We start from the raw sequence: 26,036 nt of genomic DNA, 5'->3' as shown, positions 1-26,036 counted from the left end.
CTAAGACTCCGTTTCTTTTGGGGTTTGTTGCTCCGGACTGCGACGGCCACGGAGCAATGCCTGTAATCTTTCTTCCTGGTCAGCAATCTTTTTGCGCATTTTATGCATACTATTAGCAGTAAATAACGTTGCCAAGATGATCCCTAATAGTACACAAGCAATTAGGACCACAATCAATGGCATCGTGGTCGCTACCAACCCAAAGTTAATTGTTACTAGTTGCCGATTCAAGTACGAAAAAACAGCAATAATTAATACCAACACAACACCAATAATTAGATTGATTTGCTTTCTCATCTTCTCACCTTATTTCTTGTTGAACAATCCACCTGCTAAGACATCCCCTAGCCCTGGGAAAAGACTATACAAACGCGCACCAACTTCCATTATCCCCGGCAGATTGACTTCGCGCCGACTTGTGCCGACGGTAGCCAAAACCTTAGCGGCAACATCTTCTGGCTGCAAAACAATCTTGCCGAGTTTAGCTAAATACTGTCCCGACTTATCGGCAATATTAAAGAAGTTAGTCGCAATTGGGCCTGGGTTAACCGTCAAAACAGAAATTCCCAGAGGCTTGAGTTCCAGTCGCAGAGCGTTGGAGAAGCCTAAAACTGCAAATTTAGTGGCTGAATACACCGTTGATTTTGGCGTCGCCATCTTGCCTGCCATAGAAGCAACATTGATAATCGCGCCATATTGACGTTCTGCCATCTTTAAAGCTACTTCCTGGGTCGCATACATCAAGCCTAAAACATTGACCCGCATCATCTTTTCGGCAGTTGCCATATCAAAATTCAAGAAATCTTCCATCAAGCCAAAACCAGCATTGTTAATCAAAACTGCAATCGGTCCAATTTCACGTTCAACCTGCGCAATAACTGCTTGAATCTGAGCCGGATCAGTCATATCTACTGCTAGCCCATATGCTGGTTGTCCAGACAAATGTTGGCATTGGCGTGCTACTTGGTCCAGTTTATCTTGACGACGCGCACACCCCACTACAATTGCACCTTCTCTAGCTGCTTGATAAGCAAACTGTTCGCCCAAACCAGATGAAGCACCAGTAATAACTACAACACGTCCCTTTAAATTTTTCAGTTGCCGATAACCACGCATTTAAAACGCATCCTTTCTTAATCTAATTCAATGGGATAGGAATCAAAATCATGGACTACTTTAGTGGCTGGAAAAATCTTGCGTGCATCATTTTCCAACTTTCTAGCTGCTTTACCTACATAACGAGCTGAAATATGGGTCAAATATAAATGGTGGACCCCAGCCTTGGCTGCAATTGTTGCTGCTTGTTGGCATGTAGAGTGGTAATAGTTGTGCGCCAAACGCGCTTCCCCTTTACCAAAGGTGCTTTCGTGGACCAAAACATTGGCATCTTTTGCTAAGTCAAAAATAGCCGGTACTTGGCGGGTATCACCTAAAATAGTTACGATCCGCCCTGGTTTAGGTTTGCCGATGAAGTCCTGCCCGTTGATGGTTCGACCATCTGCTAAAGTTACCGTCGCCCCTGCCTTTAATTGGCCATAAACAGGTCCTGAAGGCACACCTAAGGCTTGCAACTTGTCTACTAGGAGTTCGCCTGGACGATCTTTTTCAACAATACGATACCCAATGCATTGAATCCGATGGTCTAAAAAGCGCCCGTACACTTGGAATTGTTCATCGTCCAAAAGTAAACCCTCATTTTTAATCTCAACAAAATTCAAGGGATAAGATAATTTAGACTGGGATACTTGTAAACTTGTTTTGACAAATTGTTCAATCCCTTTGGGTCCATAAATGGTTAATGGTTCGATATGGTCCCCACTTTGAAAAGAACGACTACTTAAAAAGCCTGGTAACCCAAAAATATGATCACCATGTAAGTGCGTAATAAAAATTTTATTGATTTTCCGCGGACGAATATTAGTCCTTAAGATCTGATGCTGTGTTCCTTCACCGGCATCAAACAACCAAATTGAATTGCACTCATCGAGTAATTTCAATGCCGTAGCTGTAACATTGCGACTTTTTGAAGGCGAACCCGCCCCCGTTCCTAAAAATTCAATTTCCATTATCAAAATCCTTACTGTTTATAATCTTTTCGGTATTTACCTACTGGTTTATAATAAACACAAAAAAAGTTTTTACATTCTATTGTAGCATTAATTCAGCAATAACTCATTATATCTATTCTGCGAGGACTATTTATGACAATCAACGAATTTCAAATTTTAGCCACTGATATTACCCCAACACATTTTATTTATTATCAAGGACATAAAAACCACCTGCCACTTTCATTTACAAAAACTTCGCAAAGTGTAGTTCTGACGGCAGCTACTCCTGGCAATCCCACCATCACTCTGGGAGAATTTCTCTTCTCACTCCAACCACTTCCTCCTTCCTGGCCAATTAATCTAGCCATTTTTGATGAGCAAAGACCACTATTTGGGTTCCGAATTACCGACCAAAAAATGCTCCTCCGTTGAGCTGTTGTCCTATAAATAACGCAAATGAGAAATGGCCTTTTAGCAGGCACTGGACCAATGCCAGGCGAAAGTCACGGCTATCTTTGGCTCTGCTTCATTAGGCAAATAAAAAAGAGACCAGTCAAAAAACTAGTCTCTTAATAATCAAACTCACTGTACCCAGCAAATCTGTATTAACGTTTATTTCTTTTTTAAAATTGCCCGTGCAACGACATCACCATAATACTTCAAACCATTCGGGTTCGGGTGAACGTTGTCTGAGTAGAACCAGTCTGGGTGGTTGTTACTCTTACTATACCAGTCAATTATTGTTAGATTATGGTATTTCTTAGCCGCTGCCTCAAGGTCACTATTAACTTGGTTTTGCCAGTTCTTAGTCGGAACATGAACGTTAATCCAATAAACTTTATGTCCCTTGGTAATCGTCATAATTTGATCCAACGTTTGCTGCGTAAATGGACCGTTAGTCCCTTCACCGATCAGAACAGTATCAGCAAGTTTACCTTGATTCTTGAGCGCTTGTAAAATGGGAACAATTTCTGCTACTTGCCGGCCAACCTTAGCGTCAACGTCAACATACATTTGCGGGAAGATGTTCTGTAAAGTTTCCATCCCGTCGGCCATCACCGAGTCCCCTACTGCTGTGACTTGCAACGTCTGAGCCCGTTTCTTCTGAGCCGCGGTCAATCCCTTTTGGGCTGAAGCCTGGGCTGCCTTTTGTTCTTGCTTTTCCTTAGCAGTTAGCTTCTTACCCTTCTTGCGCTTAGCTGTAGCCTGTTCATTTTTTTGGATAACTTGCTGCAATTGGTTATCCTTTTGAACAGCACTGGCGTCCGGCTGATTAATGATCCCAAATAATGCAATCACTGTCACCGCCGTTGCGGTTACAATTCCTACTTGCCGCCATTTGAAAGGAGAGTTTTTGCGGAAACTATCCCGCAAGACCTGCCATGTTTGTGAGTAGTCAAACTTACTCAATTTCTTTTCAATGCACCGATATGAAAACTCACTAATCAAACAAATGATAATGATTTCAATGATTGCATGTAACCATGGGTGGGCAGCAATGTTCTTAACTGCACTTTCATAGAAAATCAAAACCGGATATTGGTAAATATAAATTCCGTAGCTTCGCCGGCCAACCCATGTGAAAACGGGATTGGAAAGCATCCGGTTCAGGTCTGCCCCCGGATGAGCAACGGCTGCGATCAGCAACGTTGCCAACAAGGAGAAGAAATACATACCACCCCGATAAACTAAATCACTTTGCCCCGATGTAGTCATAAACATCCACAGCATCAATAGTAAAGAGACAATTCCAATCCCATCTAGCATCAGTCGTAGGCGCCCATCCAGACGTTGGCGCAAACGTCCACTTGGCCAGATAATGGCTAAAGATGCTCCCAAGAAAATTGAGAACAAACGCGTATCAGTCCCGTAATAAACCCGGGATGGGTCTTGGTTAGGATGAAACATAACAGCCATCAACAGAGCGGAAACAAAACTACCAATAAATAAAACGTCAAAAATCGGTTGCTTTTTGCGTACGAACACTAGTAAAGCCAACATAATCAATGGCCAAAAAAGATAAAATTGCCCTTCGATTGCTAATGTCCATAAATGAGTGAACGGTGATTGGTTACCAAACTTATCAAAATAGGATTCTCCATGCGCTATTTCGAACCAGTTATATACATAAAGCAAGTTGGTAACAATCACACCCCGAATATTTACCAACAATTGCCGTTGGAACAAAGTGATGTACGCTGTTGTCGCCATCAGCATTGTGATTAGACCCGGATAAAGGCGTTTGACCCGCTTAATATAGAAATTTTTGAGGTCGATCGTACCGGTTTGTTCATACTCTAATACGAGATGGTCAGTAATTAGATACCCCGACAAGACTAAGAAAATCGGCACTCCCAAAAAGCCCCCTTGGAACTTAAATGGCATAATATGATAGAGAATTACCCCGACAACTGCCAAGGTTCTCAATCCATCAAAACCTGTAATATACCTTTTTTTCATCACTAATCCTCTTTACTCAACAAAGTCAAACATAAAACTACCAATTTGAACCGTGTCTCCTGATTTGGCACCCTTTTGCCGTAGGGCTTCATCGACCCCCATATGGCGCAATTGACGAGCAAACCGCATCAAGCTTTCATCATGATCAATATTCGTCATCTTGAAGAGTTTTTCTAGTTCATCACCAGATAAAATCCAAACACCAGCAGAATCACGGTGAATTTCAAATGGTGGCTTCTCTTCTTCGAACTGGTAAGTTTGTTGTTCCATTTGTTCTCTAAGTTTCCGCTCTGAACGTGTTTCAAACTGTGGTGTTTCAGCTAATAATGTAGCCGTCTCCCGCATAAGGTCTTGTAAGCCCTGGTGCGTCAATGATGAGATCCCCATCACTTTAACAACATTGACTGAACTATCCTCTGCCTGGAGCTGAGCTTGAAATTGGCGCAAGTTTTCAGCTGCATCAGGCATGTCCATCTTAGAACCAACTACAATCTGTGGGCGTCGCAATAATTCTGGATCGTACTGGGCTAATTCCTGGTTGATAGCAGTAAAATCCGCATACGGATCCCGGCCTTCAAGTCCAGACATATCGATCAGATGCAAAATCACCCGCGTACGCTCAACATGGCGCAAGAACTGAATTCCCAAGCCGACACCTTGTGAAGCACCTTCGATCAATCCTGGCAAGTCAGCCATGGCAAAATCACGTCCGTCATCTAGTTGAACCATCCCTAAATTAGGTACTAACGTGGTAAAGTGATAATCAGCAATCTTTGGCTTAGCACTGGTTACCGCCGCTAACAGGGTTGATTTCCCCACTGAAGGGAAACCAACTAATCCCACATCAGCTAATACTTGCAGTTCTAAGCGAATATTACGTTCAACCCCCGGTTCACCATTTTCAGCAATTTCGGGAGCCGGATTTTTAGCACTAGCAAAGTGAATGTTCCCACGGCCACCACGACCACCAGGAGCAACAACTAGTTCCTGACCAGCAGTAACCAAGTCACCGAGAACTTCCCCGGTATCAACATCAGTTACCGTTGTCCCTTCCGGAACGTCAATTACCAGATCAGGTGCTTTCCGCCCATACATACCTTTATTCATGCCCTTTTCACCGGCCTGAGCCTTAAAAATGCGGTGATAGCGAAAATCCATTAATGTGCGTAAACCTTCGTTGACCCTAAGGATCACGCTGCCACCACGACCGCCATCACCACCAGCAGGACCGCCATTAGGAACAAATTTTTCTCGGCGAAAGGCAACCGCGCCGTCGCCACCCTTCCCTGCTTTAACTGTAATTTTGACCTGATCGACAAACATAGTCGACTCCTTTCTACCTTAATTAAAAGGTCCTCGTTCTTTGCAATATTTTAAATTATAACTTAAAAAATCAGCGATGTGAACATGATCTCGGCATTTAAACCGCGCTGTTTCCGCTTTCGCGCCGTTGCCAGTTTATGCTTTATCCTATCCTGACCTTTATTACTTTTTGCGTTCCTTTATCAAGCTCGCTTTAATCACTTGGGCTACCTTTTGTGATATCCCTAAAGCTTCAATCTCCGCTAGTGGTGCTTCGGCTATTTTATTGAGAGACCCGTATTCTTTCAAGAGTTTAATCCTTGTTTTGGGGCCAACACCTGGGATCAACTCTAGACGTGAAGCCAACGAATTCTTGCTATGGGTTTGCCGGTGGAAAGTGATGGCAAAACGGTGTACTTCATCCTGAATTCGTTGCAGAAGATAAAAACCCTCGCTTTGGCGGTCTAAAGCCAACTTTTTGCCAGTAGCATCCATTAAATCAGCTGTTTTATGCTTGTCATTTTTAACCATCCCTGCAACTGGAATTGCTATCCCCAATTGGTTATGCAAAACATCCACCGCCGCTTCGACCTGGACAATTCCTCCATCCATTAAGATCAGGTCGGGGAGATTTTTCTTTTCTTTTAATAGACGACTGTAACGGCGGTAAATCACTTCCCGCGTACTTTGCGCTTCATCCGCATGGTTTTGGACCGTTTGTAACTTATATTTACGGTACTCTGTTTTTTCCGGGCGCCCATCAACAAAGCACACCATGGCTGAGACCGGATCAACACCTTGAATATGCGAATGGTCAAATGCTTCAATCCTATGTCCATGCGGCAACCCGAGTGCTGTCATTACTTCGTTCATTGCCCCCACAGTTTTACGGTCATCAAGCTCCATAAGACGGAACTTATCTTCTAAAGTTAACCGGGCATTCTTTTCTGCCATTTCAAGCAACGAACGCTTCTGTCCCCGCTGGGGGGTCCGGACTGGCACCGCAAGGATATCCGTCAAGATCTGCCGCTCTACCTCTTTAGCCACCAAAATTTCCTTTGGCAATACGTGATTCTTTTGCTGATAAAACTGCAAAATAAACGTTGCTAGTTCTGACTCAGGATCATCAATACATGGAAACAGGCGTTTTTCTCTTTTCATCAAGCGTGCCTGACGAATAAAGAAAATCTGAATTGAGATCCATCCCTTATCCATGTAGTAGCCAAAAATATCCCGCGGGGTATTATCTCGTGAAATAATCTTTTGCTTTTCAACAGTTTGCTCAATATAGTTGATTTGGTCACGCAGTTCGGCTGCTCGTTCGTATTCAAGGTTAGCTGCTGCCTGGGTCATTTTCTTTTCCAAATCATGTTTAATTCGCCCAACGTTACCATTTAAAAAGGATTTTATCTTGGCAATTTGACGTTCATACTCTGCTGCGGGCACTTCCCGAAAACAAGCACCTAAACACTGACCCATGTGGTAATACAGACAGGGACGTTTCTGATATCCATTGCACCGACGCAATGGATATACTTTTTCCAACAAGTGCATTGTCTCCGTAGCTGCGTACACATTGGGATAGGGACCAAAATAATAGCCACCATCTTTTCTAATTTGACTCACAATTTTGAGCTGCGGATCTTTTTCGTTAGTAATTTTAATATAGGGATAACCTGTTCCATCCTTCAACCGGATGTTGTAATACGGTTTGTACTTCTGAATAAGTGTGATTTCAAGTAAGAATGCTTCTTTATTGGTCGAAGTCACAATAGTTTCAAAGTCACGTATTTCTGCAACGAGGGCTGCCCACTTACCTTCATGGGAACTCTTAAAATAAGAGCGGACTCGGTTTTTTAAATTTTTAGCTTTACCGACATAAATCACATGCGCATTAATGTCTTTCATAATGTAGCATCCCGGTAAGTCCGGTAATAATTTTAATTTATTTTCAATATGGCGAGTAGCCACACCTACTCCTCCTCTCTGTTATTTTCTACAATTGATATTATAACTTATTCCCCCGTAAACACCGCCTAAAACGCTAATCCCGCTCCATATTGCGTAACCCGCTAACTAATATTTTAGACAACAAAAAAGATAGAAAATAATGGTCCACCACGATTTTCCATCTTATTTCATTTACCTTAATTGATGCCGACTATCTGTACTACGCTTTGTTCCTAATACAGAACTTTCTTCAAAAATTCTTGGGCCCGTGCTGTCTTAGGGGCAGCAAAAAATTCTTCTGGCGTAACATCTTCTTGAATATTCCCGTCCGCTAAAAACCAAATTTTATCTGCCACTTCCTTAGCAAATCCCATTTCATGGGTAACAATCACCATCGTCATCCCGCTATTGGCTAAGTCCTTCATTACTTTCAGAACTTCACCTACCATTTCGGGATCCAGCGCACTAGTTGGCTCGTCAAATAAAATCACATCCGGATCCATAGCCAAAGTCCGCGCAATCGCCACCCGTTGTTGTTGTCCCCCGGACAAACTTTGAGGGAACTGATCTTTTTTATCTAACAGACCAACCTTAGCCAAGAGTTTTTCTGCTTTCTTTGTAGCAGCTGCATCAGTGGTCCCTTTAACTTTAATCTGTGCAATTTTCACATTATCAAGCACACTCATATTAGGAAACAAATTAAAACTTTGGAACACCATTCCCATTTTTTCCCGTAATTGATTAAGGTCTTGGTCCTTAGCCTGCGTAATATCTTGACCTTCAAAGAGGATTTGCCCCGCAGTTGCTTGTTCTAACTGGTTAAAACACCGCAACAGCGTACTCTTTCCCGCACCAGAAGGACCAATGATACAAACCACTTCCCCCTGCTTGACTTCTTGGTTAATTCCATCGAGGACAGCTGTCTGTCCATATACTTTTTTTAAATTTTTAATTTCAATCAAGTTAGGCATGGTTCATTTTCCTTTCTACGTGATTTAAGACCTTGGAAAGAGTAAAGGTTAAGACGAAGTAAATCAACATTGTTACGAACAATGGCGCAACCCCCTTGTACGTAGCTGATTGGACTAGTTGTGTTTGATACATCAAGTCAGCAACCCCAATAACTGAAACAATCGAACTTTCCTTGATTAAAGTAATAAATTCATTCCCTAAGGCAGGCCAAATATTTTTCAACGCTTGAGGCAAGATCACATACCGGTAAGCCTTTGCTTGTGACATCCCTAAACTTCTTGCCGCTTCAGTTTGTCCCACAGGAATGGAATCGATCCCGGAACGAATGATCTCGGCAACATAGGCCGCAGAATTCAACGAGGTAGCAATGATCCCGGCTACCAGTGCTGGCATACTTTGGATTACCGCCCCGATTCCGAAGTAAACAAACATCACTTGCACCATCAACGGTGTTCCTCTGACAAACTCAATATATGCTACTGCCAAATAATGAATAACCTTGTTGTGGGCTAACCGCATAATCGCTAATAATGTCCCTAAAATCGCACCAAAGAATACTGAAACGATTGTAATGATTAAGGTATATTCCACCCCTTTGGCAAAATAAGTCCAATAGTCAACCATCTTATTTTCTTTAGTCGATTGTGTCATGTACTTACTTGCCTGGGGAATGTATTCACTCGTAATCAAATCTTTTTGTTTAATCTTAGCGATCGTCTTGTTCGCTGAAGCAACCAAACTATCTGCACCTTTGGCAAAAGCCATAGCATACCCGGTTTGATCCTTGTCAACGATGAAATGTGGATCCATAGTGGTCAAATCAGGATTGTTCTCTGCATATGCCTTGGCTGTTGGGTAGTCCATTGCCACGCCATCAACCTTATTTGATTTAAGAGCGATAACAAGATTATTTAACTTAGCCAATCCTTTAACTTGGGCTTTAGGCATTTGTTTTTTCACCAAGTCATAAAGTAATGACCCCGTTTGGGCTCCAACTTTCTTACCATCAAATGAAGCTGCATTCTTGTATTCACTTGCGGTCCGTTTGTTGATTAGAATCACTTGCTTACCTGAGTAATACAAATCGGTGAAGTCAACATTCTTTCTTCTTTCAGGAGTAGGATTAATCCCCGAAATAGTTGCGTCGATTTTATGGGTTTCTAAAGCCACCAGTAGGGAGTCAAAGTCCATATTTTTAATTTCTAATTTAACCCCCATGTCCTTGGCTACTTGCTTAGCAATCTCAATATCCATCCCAACGTATTCAGTTTTACCCCCAACCTTGGCAGTAAACTCATACGGTGGATAATCGGCACTCACACCAACGACTAATTTCCCCCGCTTTTTAACGGCAGCCAATGACTCCGTTGCTTCCTTAGTTGAGCTCTGATCATTCGTTGCTGCCTTGGCTGTGCTAGCCAATGGCGCCACAATACAACTCAGAGTAATAAACAATGCTAATATTAGTTTTACGAATCTTTTCATGGCATTCTCCCATTCCTTGTACAAATAATTTATGATATGAATTATACACCAAACGAATAATTATGCAACGTTTATTTGCATTTTATCACTTTTTATACAAATAAGGACGTTGCTTTTCCTAAGTAAAGCTGTTATTCTAGGCACAACAACACTGGGCAAGGAAGTGAACTTATGGGACTCAAGATTAATCGGCAAAATAATTTAGAAAAGCTTTTTGATAAATTTGCTATCGATCCTGACAAAAAGATCGACCTTCCTGAAAAGGATTCGGATAAGAAAAAGCAACCAGCACAAAAAGCTGATAAAAAATAACTACGCGAAAGGCAGCTATCACGAAACACTAGGTCACTAGTAGTTCGTGGTAGCTGCCTTTTTTAGCTAAATATTATTTATCGGGCGCAAAGCCATTTGGATAACGCTTGTTTAAAGTATCGATATTATTTTGCGCAACTTCATCGAAAGGAATATCAGCCCACTCTGCAATCTGTGATAAGTACCAGAGTACATCGCCCATTTCGTGAACCATCTGTGCTCGGTCTAGTTTCTTCCCTTTAAAAGTGTAATCCTTGATCAAATTGATCAACTGGCCACTTTCGGCTGATAATCCCATTGCACAATTAGTTAGCACTTGTTCTGTCCCGTAAAGTGTGCGGTTTGCTGCCTTTTGATACTCATTAAATTCCATCATGCTGCCTCCTACTTAACGCCTGTTTGTTTTTCAATCCAAGCCCATACATCGTCTTTTCCCGTCTTGTCAACTGCTGAGAACAAAACAACTTGATCAGCTTGACGGAGAGCTAAGCCCTTTCTAATCTGGCTAACACAACGATTACGCCGACTCTTAGGGACTTTATCCACCTTAGTTCCAACGACCAGCAACGGCAAATCATAGTAATGCAAAAAATCTACCATCTGCTTGTCTAACTTAGTCGGTTCATGGCGTGCATCAACAAGTGTTACTACCCCACGTAACGGCTGCCGTTCAGAAAAGTATGTTTCAATCATACGCGCCCATTTTTCCCGTTCTTTTTGAGAAACTTTGGCATAACCATAGCCTGGAACATCAACGAAGAATAATTTTGACTCGATATCATAGAAATTCAACGTTTGCGTCTTTCCCGGTTGGCTTGATGTCCGCGCATAATTACGCCGGTTGATGAGCACGTTGGTAAGTGATGATTTACCAACATTAGAACGCCCCGCAAACGCAACTTCTGGAAAGCCATCTTTAGGGTATTGATCCGGGCGCACTGCACTGATCCGGAGGTTTACATTATTGACTTGCATATAACTCCACTCCTTTTATTCGCCTTATCATTTTACCATGGAAAAACACTTATTTTGCCTTAAAGTAAGAAAAATAAAATAGCACCCTGAACCTTCCGTCCAGGATGCTATGCTAAAACTCGCAAGGGCCATGGTCCCTAGTGAATTTTAGAAATTACTTTGCATCAACAACTTGCTTGTCACCATAGTAACCGCAGTTTGCACAAACGTGGTGTGACTTACGTAATTCACCACAGTTTGGGCATGCAGACATGCCAGGAACTTGCAACTTGTAGTGTGTCCGACGTAATCTCTTACGTGTCTTTGATGTTCTACGTGCTGGTACAGCCATTGAGTTTCCCTCCCTTAATTAAAATCTTCAACAAGAAGAATTTTACTGATCTTTAATCAATTTTGCAACTAATCATCCGTTGTGGCAAAAAAATCTTTCAGTTTTGCCAAACGGGGATCAATTTGATCCTTCTTTTTTTGTGTGTCGGTTTGGTCCTCAACTTCAACCTGCCACCCCTCACCTTGTTCAAGCTGGGCAACACCTTCCGCCTCGGCAACCGTTAAAACCTGCATCGGAATTTGCAATAAAATATTGTCGCAAATAACTGGTTGGAGATCAACATAATCATCATCTAATACGATAACTACGTCATCGCCTTCAAACTCGTCTACCTTTTGTTTTTCAAACTTACTCAAGTAATGTTCGGTAAAATCAAAAGATAAGTTGAGAGTAACAGGAGTTAAGGAACGAGTTGATGGAACAACCAAAGAAACTTCAACTTTAGCATAAACAACAATCCCAAAACGATCATTGGTAAAGAAACCATCTACCGTGACGGCAGAGACATCTTGAATATCTGCTCGCTTAGCCTTTAATTGTTCAGTTAAATCAATTGTTTCTTTGAAAGATAAGGGTTCAGCACCCGTTCGCCGTAACTCATTTAACGACCACTTCATGCTTATTTCCTCCTAATGCAACATGATTGATTATACCTGTCGACACAACCTTTGTCAATGCTTTTTCCTTGACACCTCAAATGCCTATTCTGATGGGTGCTCGCCGCATATCTTGTTCTTGATAGTTGAACATTTGATAAACTTTGCCCACACGGTAATCCAGGGATAACAAGGTCTTTTTCAGCTCCTTGTTAACATTAGTCACTACGGGCCACGTTATTTTTTTCTTCTGGATTGATAGGTATTTTTGTCCCGTTCGGTTAAAGCCTAGGATCCGCACGAAGGGATGGGCCCAGGCTTGTTCTACTTCAGCCGTACTGATATTCAAAACAGTAGCTAGTGCTAACCGTGATAACCGCGTATAAGTGAAGCGTTTAGTTTTTACTTTTTTAAGCCAGGCATCAAAATCAAGCGATACCGGAGCTAGTTGCAACTGCTCTTGCATCCGGTATTGAATACCTTCAGCCATTCCATAAATCGTGGCTAATTGCTCAGGCGTCGCTGTCAACAAGCGGTATCGGAGCAAAGGCCACAAGTTTGTCCAAGTGACACTGGTTTCCTGTTTAATATCCATCCATGTTTGTGCACCTACAAATTCTTTGACCATATCAGGTTCATGGATATTTTGGCGAATGGCCGTTGCACTGGCGATATGGCCCCCAGTAGGAAGCTTTTGATCATGATAGCCAGCTGCTTGGCGCTGGATGGGCACAAGGTTTAAAGTGGGAGCAAGTGTTAAGGCAGCCCGCGCATACGCCAACCCCAATAAGTCATTGGGCTGGGTGATTTCAAAACCCACGGCTTCCTTGACTGCCTGCTGATACAATGCAGCATACGAGATATTATATCGTTGATAATCCCAAGTGAGATCTTGACTCTTTTGAGCTAGATCTTTGAAATCATAGTTACTATGCTCCGCTCCAAAAACCAGATTCTCAACTCCCAATTGCTGCAATACTGCCACCCCACTCTGAGCAAACCGGTCAGCTGGTTGCATACACAAACCAAAGGGAATCTCAACTACTAAATCAGCACCTGCCTGCAAGGCTTCACGGGCCCGCACCCACTTATCAAAGCAAGCTGGTTCCCCCCGCTGTAAATAGTTGCCACTCATGGCAATAATCAGAGTTGTGGCGGGAAAATGTTCCTTAACCCAATTGATTTGATATTGGTGTCCATTATGAAATGGATTGTATTCTGCAATAATTCCCGTTGCGTGCATTGCCCCTCCTATTTTTCACAGACAAAAAACCACCGGTTAGTATCAGCCTGTGGCTCTGCCCTACCGAAGTCAGCGCTCACATGCACATGCTTAAAGCCCGCATGTTTGAGCATCGCCCGGTACTTGTCTAATGAATATGTCCGTTGATAATGTGTCTCAGTTAACTTTTCATACCGTCCATCGTTATCTCTGACAAAAAAAGTCAACTCGTGAATAACACTCGCAGGCACGTCACCATGGTAACTTTCCCACATAAATGCTGTCTTCTCATCTTGATAGTTATACATATAGTCGGCGTAACCGACATCAGTTTGATAAGGGGTGATTACGTCAAATAAAAACTTACCACCAGCATTTAAATGCTGACAAACCTCTAACATGGCTTGTTGAACCTCAGCTTCATCTGCCAAATAACAAAGTGAATCAGCAAAACAGACCACACAGTCATAAAGCGGTAGGTCCTGTAAATTCAGCATATTACCAGCAATCAATGGCAAATCAAGTTGGGCTTCTTGAGCATGCATCGCTGCTAATGCCAACATTTCTTCTGATAAGTCCAACCCCGTTACGTGTTGGTACCCTGCTTGTTTAAGTTTAACCGCTTGTCGTCCAGACCCACAGGCTAAGTCCAGTAAGTTGGCTGTGGTGGGGATCTGAGAACGTTTAACAAAATCCAACCAGTGTTCATACATAGTTGGATCCATTAAGTTATCGTATAATTGTGCAAAAGTTGTATATATCAATTATTTCAACCATGCGCTGATATCTACCCGATCAGCGTCTGCCCAGAATTTTTCTAAATTATAGAATTTCCGCGTTTCTTCTTTGAAGACATGAACAATCACATCCCCCAAGTCCAACAGCACCCAGTTAGCTTCATTCTTACCTTCGATATCACGAACTGTTCCACCTTGGGCACTAACTTCTTCATCAATAGCTTCAGCAATAGCCTTAACCTGTCGGTCAGATGTTGCCTGAGTAATTACAAAATAATCAGCTAAAATACTAATTTTTTGAACATCCAACGCAACTGTATCCTCTGCCCGCTTGCTGTCGGCTGCTTTAACGACTGTTTCTAATAACTCTTTACTGTTCATATATCCTCCTATTTTTTCCCTGCTACCCAGCGATTATATGTCAGAATAGCTTGCGGATAGACTGGTTTATTCTGTTCCATCAAAAATTGAATTGTATGCTTAGTTTCAAAACTCACTGCTTGGTCCAAATCGGTTGCTGCTAACTTCCGCGCCTGTTCAACACCAGGGAAAGAACGTCCTGCTTCGATATAATCAGCTACATAGACAATCTTGTCCAAAGTAGTCATCGTGACAGCACCAACAGTATGACGTCTAATAGCATTTAAAATTTCCTCATCGGTAACATGTAATTCAGTTTTCACCATTTCAGCACCAACTACACCGTGCCAGATGAAATTCCCCCACCGTAATAAATCCGGATCCAGATGGTATGCTTTAATAGCTGCAATAAAGTCCTCTGCTGATCGTTCTTTAGTATAGTCATGCAGAAGGGCTGCCACACTAGCTTTTTCTACTGAACATCCATTCTGTTCTGCTAATTTGATCGCTGCTTGTTCAACTCCCAGCACATGCTGAAAACGGTGGTCTGAAAGAACTTCGCGCAACCGTGCAACCAACTCTGCCCGTGTTCCGGGGTAAATATTTTCCTGATAAACAATCTCTTTCATTATTGATACAGACCTTTCTCACGAATATATTCTTCAACTGCATTTGGAACCAAGTAACGAATAGACTGACCTTGCTTGACTTTAGCCCGAATTATTGAGGAACTAATGTCCAACATCGGAGTGTCGACCCACAACACAGGGTAAGGAGTTGTCACCTCATAACCAGGGCGCTTTACCCCAACCAGCTGCACCATCCGCATTAGTTGCTCAGGCTCCCGCCATTTTGGAAGGTACTCCACCATATCGCCACCAATGATAAAGTAATAATCCGTATCAGGATGAAGCCGGCGTAACTCTTTAATCGTATCTACCGTATAACTAATACCACCCCGGTGTAACTCAATATCTTCAGTAGCAAATAAACTATTATCAGCAATAGCTAATTGGAGCATTTTTAACCGCCGGTAACCATTGATTGCAGCTTTATGATCCACATGGGGCGGAATATTGTCGGGCATAAATAATACCTTATCCAACCCCAACTGAGTCCCCACTTGCTCTGCAATCATTAAGTGTCCCATATGTGGTGGATTAAATGTTCCACCCAAAATTCCTACTCGTTTCTTTTTTCCAGTCAATTCAGGAGTTACAACGGTTTCAACCGCAGTATCTGTTATCGTTTTGGTAGCCACCACCAATCAACTCCCCTCTGCTTCCTACAGTGCTTCAACTTCTAAGGAGTAATGGCGGTTTTTGGGCTTACTAGACTTTTTGTACAAAACGAGCACATGTCCAATAACCTGAACCACTTCAATCTTACTGTGTTCTGCCAGAAATGCTACCACTTCTTCAGGTTCAATGATTGAATTTTGTAAAATATTAACTTTGATTAATTCCCGTTTCTCAACCGCTTCTTCAACTTGTTTGAGCCACTCAGTACTCAACCCGTCTTTACCAATTTGAAAAACCGGCCGCATATTGTGGGCTTGACTACGTAAATATCTCTTTTGCTTTCCGCGCATAATTCCCTCCATGAATATTATCTATTAGATCATTGCTCTGCGGACCACCACGTCAACGTTTTCCGGTGCCCAAGCTGCTACTTTGGCCCCAGGTTTGACAGTTATCCACCCCAAACCAGCGAAAACAATATCTGTTTTTTCACTCACTGTAAACTCAAACCGTTTGAGCGGTGGGAAATCAGCCATATCTTCTTGGTTAGGCGGTTGGAGTAACTCCCCTGCATGTTTAGTATAGAAGTTATCTGCGTTTGCCATCTTGGTCCGGTGGATCATCAAATTGTTGTCTACATAAACAGTGACCCCTTTAGGTCCACTAATGAAGTCAAACCGTGCTAGGGCCCCTAAAAATAGGGTTTGTTCCCCATTAAGCTGATACACTTTCGGCTTGATTTCTTTCTGCGGGGTTGCCAGTTTTAACGCTTTCCCCGTCAGATAGTGCGCCATTTGTCCTTTATGGATAATCCCGGGAGTATCAATCATGTTCTTGCCGTCACCAAACGGTATTTCGATCCGATCCAAGGTTGTTCCTGGAAAACGAGACGTTGTAATCAGATCTTGAATTCCAATTCGTTGTTTGATGATTCGGTTAATCAAGGTTGACTTCCCGACATTGGTTACCCCGACTACTTGTACATCGCGCCCCTGACGATATTTATCAATCAAGCGTAACAATTGCTCGATCGCAAAACCTTTTTTAGCACTGGTTAAAATAACCGCTTCAGGATATAGGCCTTGCTTGTTTGCTTCTTGACGCATCCAATCTTGAAGCTTACTGCGTTTGAGTGACTTAGGCAAGAGGTCTTCTTTATTCCCCACCAGAATAATTGGGTTGTCCCCAACAAACCGCTGTAACCCTGGGATTAATGACCCGTTGAAATCAAAAATATCAACCACATTAACGATCAGTGAATCAGTATTGCCGATATTATCCAATAACCGCAAGAAATCCTTATCCGTAATATTGACATCTGTTACTTCATTGTAGTGACGTAACCGAAAACAACGTTGACAATACAACTGACCACTCTCCAAGCCTTTTTTGATCGCTGCTTGTGGAGTATAACCAGGTTGTGCTTGATCCTCAGATTGGATCGCAGCTCCACACCCTATACAATGTAATTGTTCTTCAGTCATCTAGTGATTTCCTCCATTTAAACTCAAAACCTTGCTGTGTCAGTTTCTGCTTAACCTGCCCTTCAAGCATTCGGTTAAACTTAGTATTCCATGCATCAGAGGTTACCAAAGGCCGCACTAAAACACTGCGAATATGGGCGTTATTAGCAGCCCAAATATCTGTCATTAGCTGATCTCCAACCAGGATCACATCTTCAGCAGCCAAATGATAACGCTTCTTAGCAAGATTAATCCCCCGTGTTAATGGCTTCAAGGCCCGGGCGATAAACGGCAACTCCAGTTTGGCAAGGGCCCGCGCAATCCGCTTGTGATTATTATTCGAAACGACTACTACCGGAATTTGCGCTTGCTGCATTTCTTTAAGCCACTGCTTTAGTTCTGGTGTGCCATCTGGATTATTCCAAGCGATCAAGGTATTATCCAGATCAGTCAATACTACCTTAATTCCATGGCGTTTCAAATCAGCTGGCGATAAATCATAAATTGATTCAACCATCCATGTTGGTTTAAATTTGCCTAACATCCAATTACTCCTCAAAATTTTCTTCTTTGTTAATTATACCAACCATTTAGGACAAAACCATATTATTTGGTTAATAAATTAAAAAGGCTAAGACATATCGCCTCAGCCTTTTTAATTGAAGATTACTTTTCTAAAGCTTGCTTAGCTTGTTCTACAACAGCAGTAAATGCTTCTGCATCGTTAACAGCTAAGTCAGCTAACATCTTACGGTTAACTTCGATATTAGCTAACTTCAAACCGTGCATCAACTTGCTGTAGCTGATCCCGTTTTGACGAGCAGCTGCGTTGATCCGAGCGATCCATAATTTACGGAAGTTGTTCTTAGTCTTACGCCGATCTTGGAAAGCGTATAAGTATGACTTCAGAACTTGTTCCTTAGCAGTCTTGAATAAAGCATGCTTGGAACCGCGGTAACCCTTTGCTAATTTTAAAATCTTCTTACGACGTTGGCGTGTAACAGCCCCACCTTTAACACGTGGCATATTAAAATTCCTCCTTGTTAATTGCCGGCCTCAACCGACATCTCATATAATGAGAATTCGTTAAATTAACTATTGTAGCAAATGAAGTTTACTTCATTTGAGAAACCATTTGCTTGATCCGCTTCATATCTGAACCAGATACCATTGCAGCTTTCCGCAACTGACGACGTTGCTTCTTAGTCTTGCCGTGGAAACGGTGTGAAGTGAAACCGTGATGACGCTTTAAACCACCATTTCCTGTACGCTTGAAACGCTTTGTTGATGCGCGGTGTGTTTTTTGTTTTGGCATAATAATATCCTCCTAGTTATAACAGTAATTACTTATCTGTTTTAGGCGCTAACACTAAGAACATGCTACGCCCATCCATCTTAGCTCTAGATTCAACGGAGGCAACATCCTGAGTTGCTTCAGCAAATCTTTGAAGTACTTCACGACCAATATCCTTGTGAGTAATTGCACGGCCTTTAAATCTAATTGAAACCCGTACCTTATCTCCCTTGGAAATAAATCTGTGAGCATTTCTAACTTTTGTATTGAAGTCATTAGTGTCAATTGTTGGACTTAAACGTACTTCCTTAACGTTGGCAGTCTTTTGACGCTTCCGAGCTTCTCGTTGCTTCTTTTGCAACTCGAAGCGATATTTACCATAATCCATGATTCGTGCTACCGGTGGCTTAGCCTTTGGCGCAACTAAAACTAAGTCTAAGTTTTGTTGTTCAGCCATGGCTAAAGCTTCCTGCTTGGACTTTACGCCCAACTGTGAACCATCGCTGGCAATCAACCGAACTTCGCGAGCCCGAATGCCTTCATTAACCATCTTATCAAATGCTATGGTGCTTCACCTCCAAATAAATTCAGAGAAAGTGCAGACAGATGTAAAAAAGGTGCTGGCATTCAATAATAGCCAGCACCCTAATCCGTTTTTAGCGGAATTAATTTCACTAATATCTGCCCCGGGACCACTGTCCCTTAGGCGAGAAGCGGGTGCTTCTGCTTTTTCTCAACTCTTAGTAGTCTAGCAGGCAATATCCTTCCTGTCAAGACTTACAATTATTTTTTCCGACTGTAACTTGCAATATCTGCTAGCAGTTCACTTTCAAAGTCAGTAAATGCAAGCGTAGCAGCCTTGTCTTCCCCGTATTTCCGAACAGAAACAGATTGGTTAGCCATTTCATCATTTCCGACAACCAATGTGTATGGAACTTTTTGGGTTTGAGTTTCCCGAATCTTGTAACCCATCTTTTCGTTACGATGGTCAACCACAACCCGCACGTTAGCTGCCCGTAACTTAGCTGCTAAGTCTTCAGCGTACTCACCATGCTTGTCATCAGAAACAGGAATGATGTGCACTTGTTCTGGTGCTAACCATGTTGGGAAAGCTCCCTTATAGATTTCCGTTAAGTAGGCAATGAATCTTTCCATTGTTCCCACAACCCCACGGTGAATCATAACTGGTTGGTGTTCTTGACCATCTTTACCAGTGTACTTGAGACCAAAGCGTTCTGGCAACATGAAGTCTAGCTGAATAGTAGACATTGTTTCTTCATTTCCCAAAGCTGTCTTAGTTTGAATGTCCAACTTTGGACCATAGAATGCGGCTTCCCCTTCAGCTTCATAGTAATCCAAGTTCAAGTCATCCATGGCTGCCTTTAACATGGATTGGGATTGTTCCCACATTTCGTCATTAGCATAATACTTTTCAGTATTCTTAGGATCACGATAGGAAAGGCGGAAAGTGTAATCAGTAATGTCAAAGTCTTCATAAACACTCATGATCAACTTCAAGATCTTAGCAAATTCACTCCGAATTTGATCCAAGGTAACAAAAGTGTGCCCATCGTTGAGCGTCATTTCACGCACCCGTTGTAAACCTGATAAAGCCCCAGACTTTTCATAACGGTGCATCATCCCTAATTCCGCAATCCGCAATGGTAAGTCACGGTAGGACCGCAAGTGGTGCTTGTAGACTTGGATATGGCTTGGGCAGTTCATTGGCCGCAATTCCAACATTTCGCCATCACCCATGTCCATTGGTGGGAACATGTCATCCCGGTAGTGTTCCCAGTGACCTGATGTCTTGTAAGCATCAAGGTTCATCAAGACCGGAGTATAAACGTGTTGGTAACCATCGGCTACTTCCCGGTCGATGATGTAACGTTCAATCGTCCGCCGAATTGTGGACCCCTTTGGCATCCAATATGGTAAACCAGCACCAACTTTTGGATCAACAAAGAAGAGGTCCAATTGGCTCCCGATTACCCGGTGGTCGCGTTCCTTAGCTTCTTGACGCCGTTGTAGGTCTGCTTCTAAGTCATCTTTCTTATAGAAAGCCGTCCCATAAATCCGTTGCAGCATTGGGTTGGAAGACATTCCCTTCCAGTAAGCCCCAGCTACTGATAATAACTTGTAGTTCTTGATTAAGTTAGAGTATACCAGGATTGGTGCATTGGCAGGAGCAACAAAATCCCCTGCCTTGTAGAGGTTTACCTTACCGTCTTGAGCTGCTTCTTGGAGCAATTCAACTGTATAAGGATCTGCTGCATATTGGGCTGCTAATTCATCAACATCACCTACAACATGTTCAACCTTCAAGTTTGCCTTCGCAAATTCCTTAATTTTTGCTTCTAAAGCCGCTAATTCATCGACAGAAACTTGCATCTCATCTCGGTCTGAATCAACGTAAAAACCTTCGTCACTGTCTTTAGCGCCGACATATTCCCCTAAGCGAATCCCAGCAAAACTATCAGTCAATGCTCCCCGTAAGAAGAAAGCAACTGATTCACGCAGGGCTTGCAAGCCTTCCTGAGAATCACGATCAATTTTGTTAACTGAACCGTCTGGTAACATTACTGCAACTTGTGCCATAATCTCAATCTCCTTTTTATAAATTAAATAAAAAAGCCCCTAGCACCGTCTAAATACGGCACTAGGGACGTCATTAACATCTTTAATAACGTGGTTCCACCCACATTCAAGTAGACCTAGTCTACTCCTCTCATAGTTGGTAACGGAAACTACCCGGCTCGACTTTGCATCCAGCTCTATTGGTTATGGTGGTAAGTCAACCTTTGATTGTTCTCAGTCCCTCAATCATCCCTGTTTATGGTTGACCGTTTGTCCTTAACTAGATTTACATTTATTAAACCACTACATGTTATTGAAGGCAAGGAAAATTTGTAACTAATTGCGCCGCCAATTCTTGCCCGATACTGCCATTTCTTTAGATAAATACCGTACTCGCTCCATAATTCGCTTAGCCTTCAAGGGTTCCACCACGGAGTTAGTGCTGTATGCTAAATGTTCTTCCAGTTCAGCTTGCGTTTTGTTGGACGTGAAGAAGGTTGGTAATTCCTCTTGCATCCGGTACTCCAAGATAACCCCTAAAACATCATCCCGCAACCAGCCACTCATCGTTTCAGCTCCAATATCATCTAAAATTAAAATTGGCGCTTGTTTGATACCGTTGATCTCTTTAAGGACAACATTTTCTGAAATACTATCTTTGAAACGAACTGCTAATGATGGAAAATGGGCTAAAGTACAAGCAATATCTTTACGGGCTAATTCATGAGCCATGGCAGCCATCAAGTACGTTTTTCCCACCCCAAATGGACCGGTTAGGTATAAGCCCTGGTGAAATTCACCCGGGTTTGACACATACTCTTTAACGAAATTAACTGCTGCTAATAAGGCAGCATCGCGCCCTTCTTCCCGCTGATAGTTCCTGAAGTTTGCATTACGCATACTTTTCGGAACATTGATCGTAGTAAACCGCTTTTGAGCTGCCTGTGCCTGCTGTTTCCGCACTAATTCAGCGGTAGGAATATAAGTTACCTCAACTTTACCCCGCACCAAGCTCAAGGCCGGCGTATAGCCCGGCATGAAGGTTTTTTGCCCCGCTGCAATTTTTTGCTTAACGTCATAGTACTCATATAATTTACTTGCATTTGTCGCAATAAAAGCCTGGGCGTCTGGGACTTCAGACTGCATAATAAACTGTTGGATCTCCTTGTCCTGTGCCAACTGGCGTAGTATTTCTTGATATTCATGGAGGTTTTCCCGGGGGAATTTACTCCGTAAAATTCTGCCCATGTTTTCCATTTAATATTCCTCCTTATTTACCCAGCAAACGATCCAAATCGGCTAATCCTTGATCAATATCATTTTTTGTCTGTGATTCTGACTGACCCATAGCTTTCGCATTTGCCCGCTTCTCTTGTCCTGGCTTTTGTGTCTGTGCTTGTGTTTGGGCCCATTGGGGTAACTTTTCTTTACTAAATACACGTTGCTTCTGCCTACGAGCAGTGCGATCTTGGGTTCTTTTTTCTTTCCACTGGCGCACATAAACAATCGCTTGTTCCGGTGTCTGCACCCGATTAGCTCCCCAGTTGGAAATGGTACGTTCAACCGTACCGGCCCGTAAATTATCAAAATTTTGATCCACCAGATAATAATGCAACATAATATTAATAATTCCTGGAGCTATTCCTTGCTGTAACAAGTTTTGCACCACATATTTATCCGCCCGTGTCGGAAAACTAGCTGTATTGCGCGCAGCATTTTTTTGTTCAAAAATAGCCTGCAAAAACGCCATTGGTGGATATGCTTTGGCAGCAGTTGCCAAATTTTGCTCAGCTGCTGTTAGCTTTACTTCAGTTGAAGTTTGGTCCGCAGCTGTTCTCTTTTTTCCTACCTTAGCCTGTGAACTATAACGTGCCATTGCCTGGTTGCTAAGTTGGTTAAAATCAACGTGACCCTGTTCATCCGCTACTGAATCAATCAAATTCACCAACGCTAACTCGTTAAGTCCGTACATAACGCCTACACTATAAGCAACCCGGATATTTTGCTTGAAATTACTTGTATCCAGATAAGTTTTCTTATGTAGAAGCTGGTCGACAAATTCAAAATCAATTGGGTTGGTGGCTGGCAGGGTTACTGCCACATCAGCCCAAATAGGTGACTGTTTAGCTCGTACTTGGTCCCCCACTGCTTGCCGCAGTAGCTGCTGGATTGCAGGCGTATTAAAAGATAATTCGCGTTTCCACGCAGCAGCCATCCCCGTGCCAATACTTGCTGTCAATCGTTCACTTAATTGTGGATCATCAAAAAAACGAGTTGGTGACAACGGCGGATTCATCACCAACAAGACCCAGTTTCCCAGCTGATCGTGCTGGCGGACAACCTGGAGCAAGTTGACTTGGACTAACTGTTGGGCTGCAGTTGCCAAATCCTCGATCCCAAAATTCAGCTGTACAAAAAGATCTTTTAGAGGACGCCGTTCACTAACTAGCGGTTCGGGAGTCAACGTGGTTTGCAGTGTGGCATATAGGCCCACGGCTCCTGGCCCAACGATGGGCTGATACAGGCGCGTAATGGTTGCTAAGTCCGCCCCACTAATATTATCGGTAGCAATAACAACATAGCCATCGTTTCCTGCCAAGTGTTGCCACTGTTGCTCCATCGCGATCTTCCTTTCTACTTCCTAGCCTTTTTATCCCGTGCCATTAATTCTTCTAGCTCATCCCGAAAAGCCGCCATGTCCTTGAATTGGCGATAAACACTGGCAAAACGAATATATGCCACTTCATCAACATCGGCCAAAATTCCCATGATATATTCACCGATCAATTGGCTAGAAACCTCGGTTCCCCCCACTGACCGCACCTTATTTTCAACTTGATTGACGATCGTGGTGATTTGATCCATGCCAACAGGACGCTTTTCAGTCGCCCGCACGATCCCCTTCAGGATCTTCTCACGGTTAAACTCTTCCCGCGTCCCGTTCTTTTTGATAACCAATAATGGGGTGGCTTCTACCCGCTCAAAAGTCGTAAAGCGAAAACCACAATTTGTACATTCGCGGCGACGCCGAATTGCATGCCCTTCATCTGCTGGACGACTATCAACCACCCGTGATCCTTCTTCATGACATTTTGGACATTTCATTATGTTCACCTACTCTTTTTTCTTAGAAAATCTAATCTGGCGGAGCTCAAACCACTGGTCTACTTGTGGTTTCCACCCAAGAGGACCCTTTCCAGTATCAAGAGTCCAATCTGCGTGGGCAATTCGCCAAGTATTGTCTTTTTGGGCCTTAATCCGGGCTTGAGCTTCCACTTTGGGTAACTGGTTCCGCTGCTGTAATCGTGCTAACTGAATAGTTTCGTCAACTACTGTTACCCATACGGCATCACAATATTGTTCATAGTGCCCTTCAAATAATAATGGGATATCTAACACGACCACTGCAACACCTTTTTGCCGGTACTTTTGCAACTGCATCAGGATTTCTTCCCTAATTAACGGGTGCGTAATCTCATTCAATTTTGCTAATTGTTTAGGATCAGAAAAGACTAACCGACCCAGCTTACGCCTCAACAAGCTACCGTCTGGGGCAAGATATGCCTTACCAAAATGTGCTATCACCTGTTGCAACCCCTGGCTTCCGGGTGCAACTATCATCTGTGCAATTGCATCGGCATCAATAATTTTAGCCCCTTTTTGCGCTAAATACTGACTAACAGTTGATTTTCCACTAGCTATTCCACCAGTAATTCCTAAAACGTATGTCATCATTCTACCTTTTGACATTGCGGACAAAAATGTGTCCCCCGTTGCCCAACTTTAATTTTTTCAATTATAGTACCACACCGTGGACAGGGATGACCGTCATTGCCATAAACATTTAATGCAAATTGAAACTCCCCCATATTGCGGAAAGCATCGGTATATGAACGAATGGTTGTCCCTCCGGCGGTAATCGCCCGTTGTAACTCTGCAATGATATTTTGCCTCAGGGCAGTAATCTCTGACCGTGTCACATGGTTAGCAGGAGTTTCCGGATGAATCTTGGTCATCCATAAAACCTCATCAACATAAATGTTTCCTAATCCGGTCACAATCGTTTGGTCAAGTAGCGCGGTTTTTATAGCTTTTTTGCGCCGGTGTAGTGCTTGCGCAAAGTAATCCACGGTAAATTCTGGTGCGAATGGCTCTGGTCCCAATTTTTGGAGTGACTTGAGGTCATTTTCTTGTCCTGTCTGCACTAAGCGCATTCTGCCAAATTTACGTGAATCGTTGTAGCGCAACTGTTGCCCGTCATCAAGGTCAAACACTACATGGGTATGCTTTTCCAACGGTTGTGTCTGGGGTTGAACAAAATACTTTCCTTCCATCCGTAAATGCGATACAACCGTCAAATCGCCCGAAAACCGTAATAATAAGTATTTTCCCCGCCGGTCAACGGTCAGGATCTTTTTACCCGTTAGTTGCGTCACAAACTCCGTCAGGTCACTCTCGATCATTTTGGGATATAAGACCGTTACCTTTTTTACTGTCCTGCCCTGCACTAACTTGATCAATCCACGTCGTACCGTCTCTACCTCAGGTAATTCTGGCATCTTCGCTCCTCCTCGTCCCTTATTAATTTTTATATTATCACAAATTTACAAATCACAATAATAAAACAAAACCACCGCAATCCTTTACATTCAGTTGCTCCTAGCTTCTGATATGGGCGGGTTTCTCATTACTAAAAAAGAGAAACATT

General features: G+C 42.8%; 31 protein-coding genes and 1 other annotated feature. Of the genes, 2 read left to right on the top strand and 29 right to left on the bottom strand.

Annotated features, from left to right (window positions below):
• From V3C97_RS02815 to rnz, 3 genes are read right to left on the bottom strand one after another with little or no spacing between them, the layout of a single operon-like run.
• Positions 1-297 carry a LapA family protein gene (locus V3C97_RS02815; RefSeq protein ID WP_338434404.1) on the bottom strand — a complete coding sequence of 99 codons (297 nt, stop codon included), beginning with the start codon at positions 295-297 and terminating at the stop codon, positions 1-3.
• Positions 298-306: 9 nt separating this feature from the next.
• Complete coding sequence (locus V3C97_RS02810; protein WP_216542251.1) at positions 307-1,116, bottom strand: SDR family NAD(P)-dependent oxidoreductase; 810 nt, start codon at positions 1,114-1,116, stop codon at positions 307-309.
• A 17-nt stretch (positions 1,117-1,133) separates the two neighbouring features.
• Entirely contained in the window at positions 1,134-2,066 is a 933-nt protein-coding gene (gene rnz, locus V3C97_RS02805) for a ribonuclease Z (RefSeq protein ID WP_027826142.1), read from the bottom strand.
• 135 nt (positions 2,067-2,201) lie between these two features.
• On the opposite strand from rnz, the gene V3C97_RS02800 reads away from it, so the two are divergent.
• Positions 2,202-2,483: a hypothetical protein gene (locus tag V3C97_RS02800; protein WP_338434403.1), complete on the top strand. Its 282-nt coding sequence runs from the start codon at positions 2,202-2,204 to the stop codon at positions 2,481-2,483.
• Between the two features lie 180 nt (positions 2,484-2,663).
• Here the strand turns inward: V3C97_RS02800 and V3C97_RS02795 are convergent, their stop codons facing one another.
• From V3C97_RS02795 to V3C97_RS02775, 5 genes are all read right to left on the bottom strand, one after another.
• Positions 2,664-4,511 (bottom strand): acyltransferase family protein, encoded by a 1,848-nt coding sequence (locus V3C97_RS02795; protein WP_338434402.1) that lies wholly within the window; start codon positions 4,509-4,511, stop codon positions 2,664-2,666.
• Positions 4,512-4,523: 12 nt separating this feature from the next.
• Positions 4,524-5,834: a GTPase ObgE gene (obgE, locus tag V3C97_RS02790; RefSeq protein ID WP_027826145.1), complete on the bottom strand. Its 1,311-nt coding sequence runs from the start codon at positions 5,832-5,834 to the stop codon at positions 4,524-4,526.
• Between the two features lie 162 nt (positions 5,835-5,996).
• Entirely contained in the window at positions 5,997-7,784 is a 1,788-nt protein-coding gene (uvrC, locus tag V3C97_RS02785) for an excinuclease ABC subunit UvrC (RefSeq protein WP_278838450.1), read from the bottom strand.
• A gap of 212 nt (positions 7,785-7,996) precedes the next feature.
• Positions 7,997-8,734: an amino acid ABC transporter ATP-binding protein gene (locus V3C97_RS02780; RefSeq protein WP_027826147.1), complete on the bottom strand. Its 738-nt coding sequence runs from the start codon at positions 8,732-8,734 to the stop codon at positions 7,997-7,999.
• Positions 8,727-10,220 carry an ABC transporter substrate-binding protein/permease gene (locus V3C97_RS02775; protein ID WP_216542244.1) on the bottom strand — a complete coding sequence of 498 codons (1,494 nt, stop codon included), beginning with the start codon at positions 10,218-10,220 and terminating at the stop codon, positions 8,727-8,729. Before V3C97_RS02775 ends, V3C97_RS02780 begins: the two co-directional genes overlap by 8 nt.
• 171 nt (positions 10,221-10,391) lie before the next feature.
• On the opposite strand from V3C97_RS02775, the gene V3C97_RS02770 reads away from it, so the two are divergent.
• Positions 10,392-10,532 carry an SPJ_0845 family protein gene (locus V3C97_RS02770; protein WP_169439831.1) on the top strand — a complete coding sequence of 47 codons (141 nt, stop codon included), beginning with the start codon at positions 10,392-10,394 and terminating at the stop codon, positions 10,530-10,532.
• Positions 10,533-10,605: 73 nt separating this feature from the next.
• Here the strand turns inward: V3C97_RS02770 and V3C97_RS02765 are convergent, their stop codons facing one another.
• The 21 genes from V3C97_RS02765 to mutM all read right to left on the bottom strand — a co-directional run bounded on the left by V3C97_RS02765 (position 10,606) and on the right by mutM (position 25,887).
• Positions 10,606-10,905, bottom strand: coding sequence for a nucleoside triphosphate pyrophosphohydrolase family protein (locus V3C97_RS02765; protein ID WP_009554800.1), 300 nt, complete (start codon positions 10,903-10,905; stop codon positions 10,606-10,608).
• Between the two features lie 11 nt (positions 10,906-10,916).
• Complete coding sequence (gene yihA / locus V3C97_RS02760) at positions 10,917-11,507, bottom strand: ribosome biogenesis GTP-binding protein YihA/YsxC (RefSeq protein WP_009554802.1); 591 nt, start codon at positions 11,505-11,507, stop codon at positions 10,917-10,919.
• 154 nt (positions 11,508-11,661) lie between these two features.
• Entirely contained in the window at positions 11,662-11,838 is a 177-nt protein-coding gene (gene rpmF, locus V3C97_RS02755; RefSeq protein ID WP_009554804.1) for a 50S ribosomal protein L32, read from the bottom strand.
• A gap of 68 nt (positions 11,839-11,906) precedes the next feature.
• A complete protein-coding gene (locus V3C97_RS02750) occupies positions 11,907-12,455 on the bottom strand; it encodes a YceD family protein (protein ID WP_027826149.1) in 549 nt (182 codons plus the stop codon).
• Between the two features lie 76 nt (positions 12,456-12,531).
• On the bottom strand, positions 12,532-13,677 hold the full coding sequence (locus V3C97_RS02745) for a nucleotidyltransferase (RefSeq protein WP_338434401.1): 1,146 nt from the start codon (positions 13,675-13,677) through the stop codon (positions 12,532-12,534).
• Between the two features lie 8 nt (positions 13,678-13,685).
• Entirely contained in the window at positions 13,686-14,420 is a 735-nt protein-coding gene (locus V3C97_RS02740; protein WP_027826151.1) for a class I SAM-dependent DNA methyltransferase, read from the bottom strand.
• Positions 14,421-14,774 (bottom strand): ribosome silencing factor, encoded by a 354-nt coding sequence (gene rsfS, locus V3C97_RS02735; RefSeq protein ID WP_009554813.1) that lies wholly within the window; start codon positions 14,772-14,774, stop codon positions 14,421-14,423.
• A gap of 8 nt (positions 14,775-14,782) precedes the next feature.
• Positions 14,783-15,382: a bis(5'-nucleosyl)-tetraphosphatase (symmetrical) YqeK gene (gene yqeK / locus V3C97_RS02730; RefSeq protein WP_027826152.1), complete on the bottom strand. Its 600-nt coding sequence runs from the start codon at positions 15,380-15,382 to the stop codon at positions 14,783-14,785.
• Positions 15,382-16,017, bottom strand: coding sequence for a nicotinate-nucleotide adenylyltransferase (locus V3C97_RS02725; RefSeq protein ID WP_338434400.1), 636 nt, complete (start codon positions 16,015-16,017; stop codon positions 15,382-15,384). Before V3C97_RS02725 ends, yqeK begins: the two co-directional genes overlap by 1 nt.
• A gap of 21 nt (positions 16,018-16,038) precedes the next feature.
• Positions 16,039-16,344 carry a ribosome assembly RNA-binding protein YhbY gene (yhbY, locus tag V3C97_RS02720; protein ID WP_009554819.1) on the bottom strand — a complete coding sequence of 102 codons (306 nt, stop codon included), beginning with the start codon at positions 16,342-16,344 and terminating at the stop codon, positions 16,039-16,041.
• A 24-nt stretch (positions 16,345-16,368) separates the two neighbouring features.
• Positions 16,369-17,478: a ribosome biogenesis GTPase YqeH gene (gene yqeH / locus V3C97_RS02715; protein ID WP_027826155.1), complete on the bottom strand. Its 1,110-nt coding sequence runs from the start codon at positions 17,476-17,478 to the stop codon at positions 16,369-16,371.
• Positions 17,471-18,001, bottom strand: coding sequence for a YqeG family HAD IIIA-type phosphatase (locus tag V3C97_RS02710; RefSeq protein WP_009554823.1), 531 nt, complete (start codon positions 17,999-18,001; stop codon positions 17,471-17,473). The genes yqeH and V3C97_RS02710 overlap by 8 nt, the downstream gene beginning before the upstream one ends.
• 122 nt (positions 18,002-18,123) lie before the next feature.
• Positions 18,124-18,483, bottom strand: a complete 360-nt coding sequence (rplT, locus tag V3C97_RS02705) for a 50S ribosomal protein L20 (protein ID WP_009554824.1) — start codon at positions 18,481-18,483, stop codon at positions 18,124-18,126.
• Between the two features lie 88 nt (positions 18,484-18,571).
• Positions 18,572-18,772, bottom strand: coding sequence for a 50S ribosomal protein L35 (gene rpmI, locus V3C97_RS02700; protein ID WP_009554826.1), 201 nt, complete (start codon positions 18,770-18,772; stop codon positions 18,572-18,574).
• Positions 18,773-18,800: 28 nt separating this feature from the next.
• Complete coding sequence (infC, locus tag V3C97_RS02695; protein WP_009554828.1) at positions 18,801-19,301, bottom strand: translation initiation factor IF-3; 501 nt, start codon at positions 19,299-19,301, stop codon at positions 18,801-18,803.
• 55 nt (positions 19,302-19,356) lie between these two features.
• Positions 19,357-19,486 (bottom strand) — a sequence feature (ribosomal protein L20 leader region).
• 48 nt (positions 19,487-19,534) lie between these two features.
• Entirely contained in the window at positions 19,535-21,349 is a 1,815-nt protein-coding gene (thrS, locus tag V3C97_RS02690; protein WP_338434399.1) for a threonine--tRNA ligase, read from the bottom strand.
• A gap of 315 nt (positions 21,350-21,664) precedes the next feature.
• The gene (gene dnaI / locus V3C97_RS02685; RefSeq protein WP_338434398.1) at positions 21,665-22,585 is read right to left on the bottom strand and encodes a primosomal protein DnaI; all 921 of its coding nucleotides are present in this window, start codon (positions 22,583-22,585) and stop codon (positions 21,665-21,667) included.
• A gap of 13 nt (positions 22,586-22,598) precedes the next feature.
• Positions 22,599-23,948, bottom strand: coding sequence for a DnaD domain protein (locus V3C97_RS02680; RefSeq protein WP_338434397.1), 1,350 nt, complete (start codon positions 23,946-23,948; stop codon positions 22,599-22,601).
• 14 nt (positions 23,949-23,962) lie between these two features.
• Positions 23,963-24,433 carry a transcriptional regulator NrdR gene (nrdR, locus tag V3C97_RS02675; protein ID WP_338434396.1) on the bottom strand — a complete coding sequence of 157 codons (471 nt, stop codon included), beginning with the start codon at positions 24,431-24,433 and terminating at the stop codon, positions 23,963-23,965.
• Between the two features lie 9 nt (positions 24,434-24,442).
• Positions 24,443-25,060, bottom strand: coding sequence for a dephospho-CoA kinase (gene coaE, locus V3C97_RS02670; RefSeq protein WP_338434395.1), 618 nt, complete (start codon positions 25,058-25,060; stop codon positions 24,443-24,445).
• On the bottom strand, positions 25,060-25,887 hold the full coding sequence (mutM, locus tag V3C97_RS02665) for a bifunctional DNA-formamidopyrimidine glycosylase/DNA-(apurinic or apyrimidinic site) lyase (RefSeq protein WP_009554841.1): 828 nt from the start codon (positions 25,885-25,887) through the stop codon (positions 25,060-25,062). Before mutM ends, coaE begins: the two co-directional genes overlap by 1 nt.
• Between the last annotated feature and the right edge of the window lie 149 nt (positions 25,888-26,036).

Source organism: Ligilactobacillus saerimneri (assembly GCF_036689625.1).
Taxonomy (GTDB): domain Bacteria; phylum Bacillota; class Bacilli; order Lactobacillales; family Lactobacillaceae; genus Ligilactobacillus; species Ligilactobacillus saerimneri.
The sequence above is the reverse complement of the archived record's forward strand: the minus strand, read 5'-3'. Positions and strand labels throughout refer to the sequence as shown.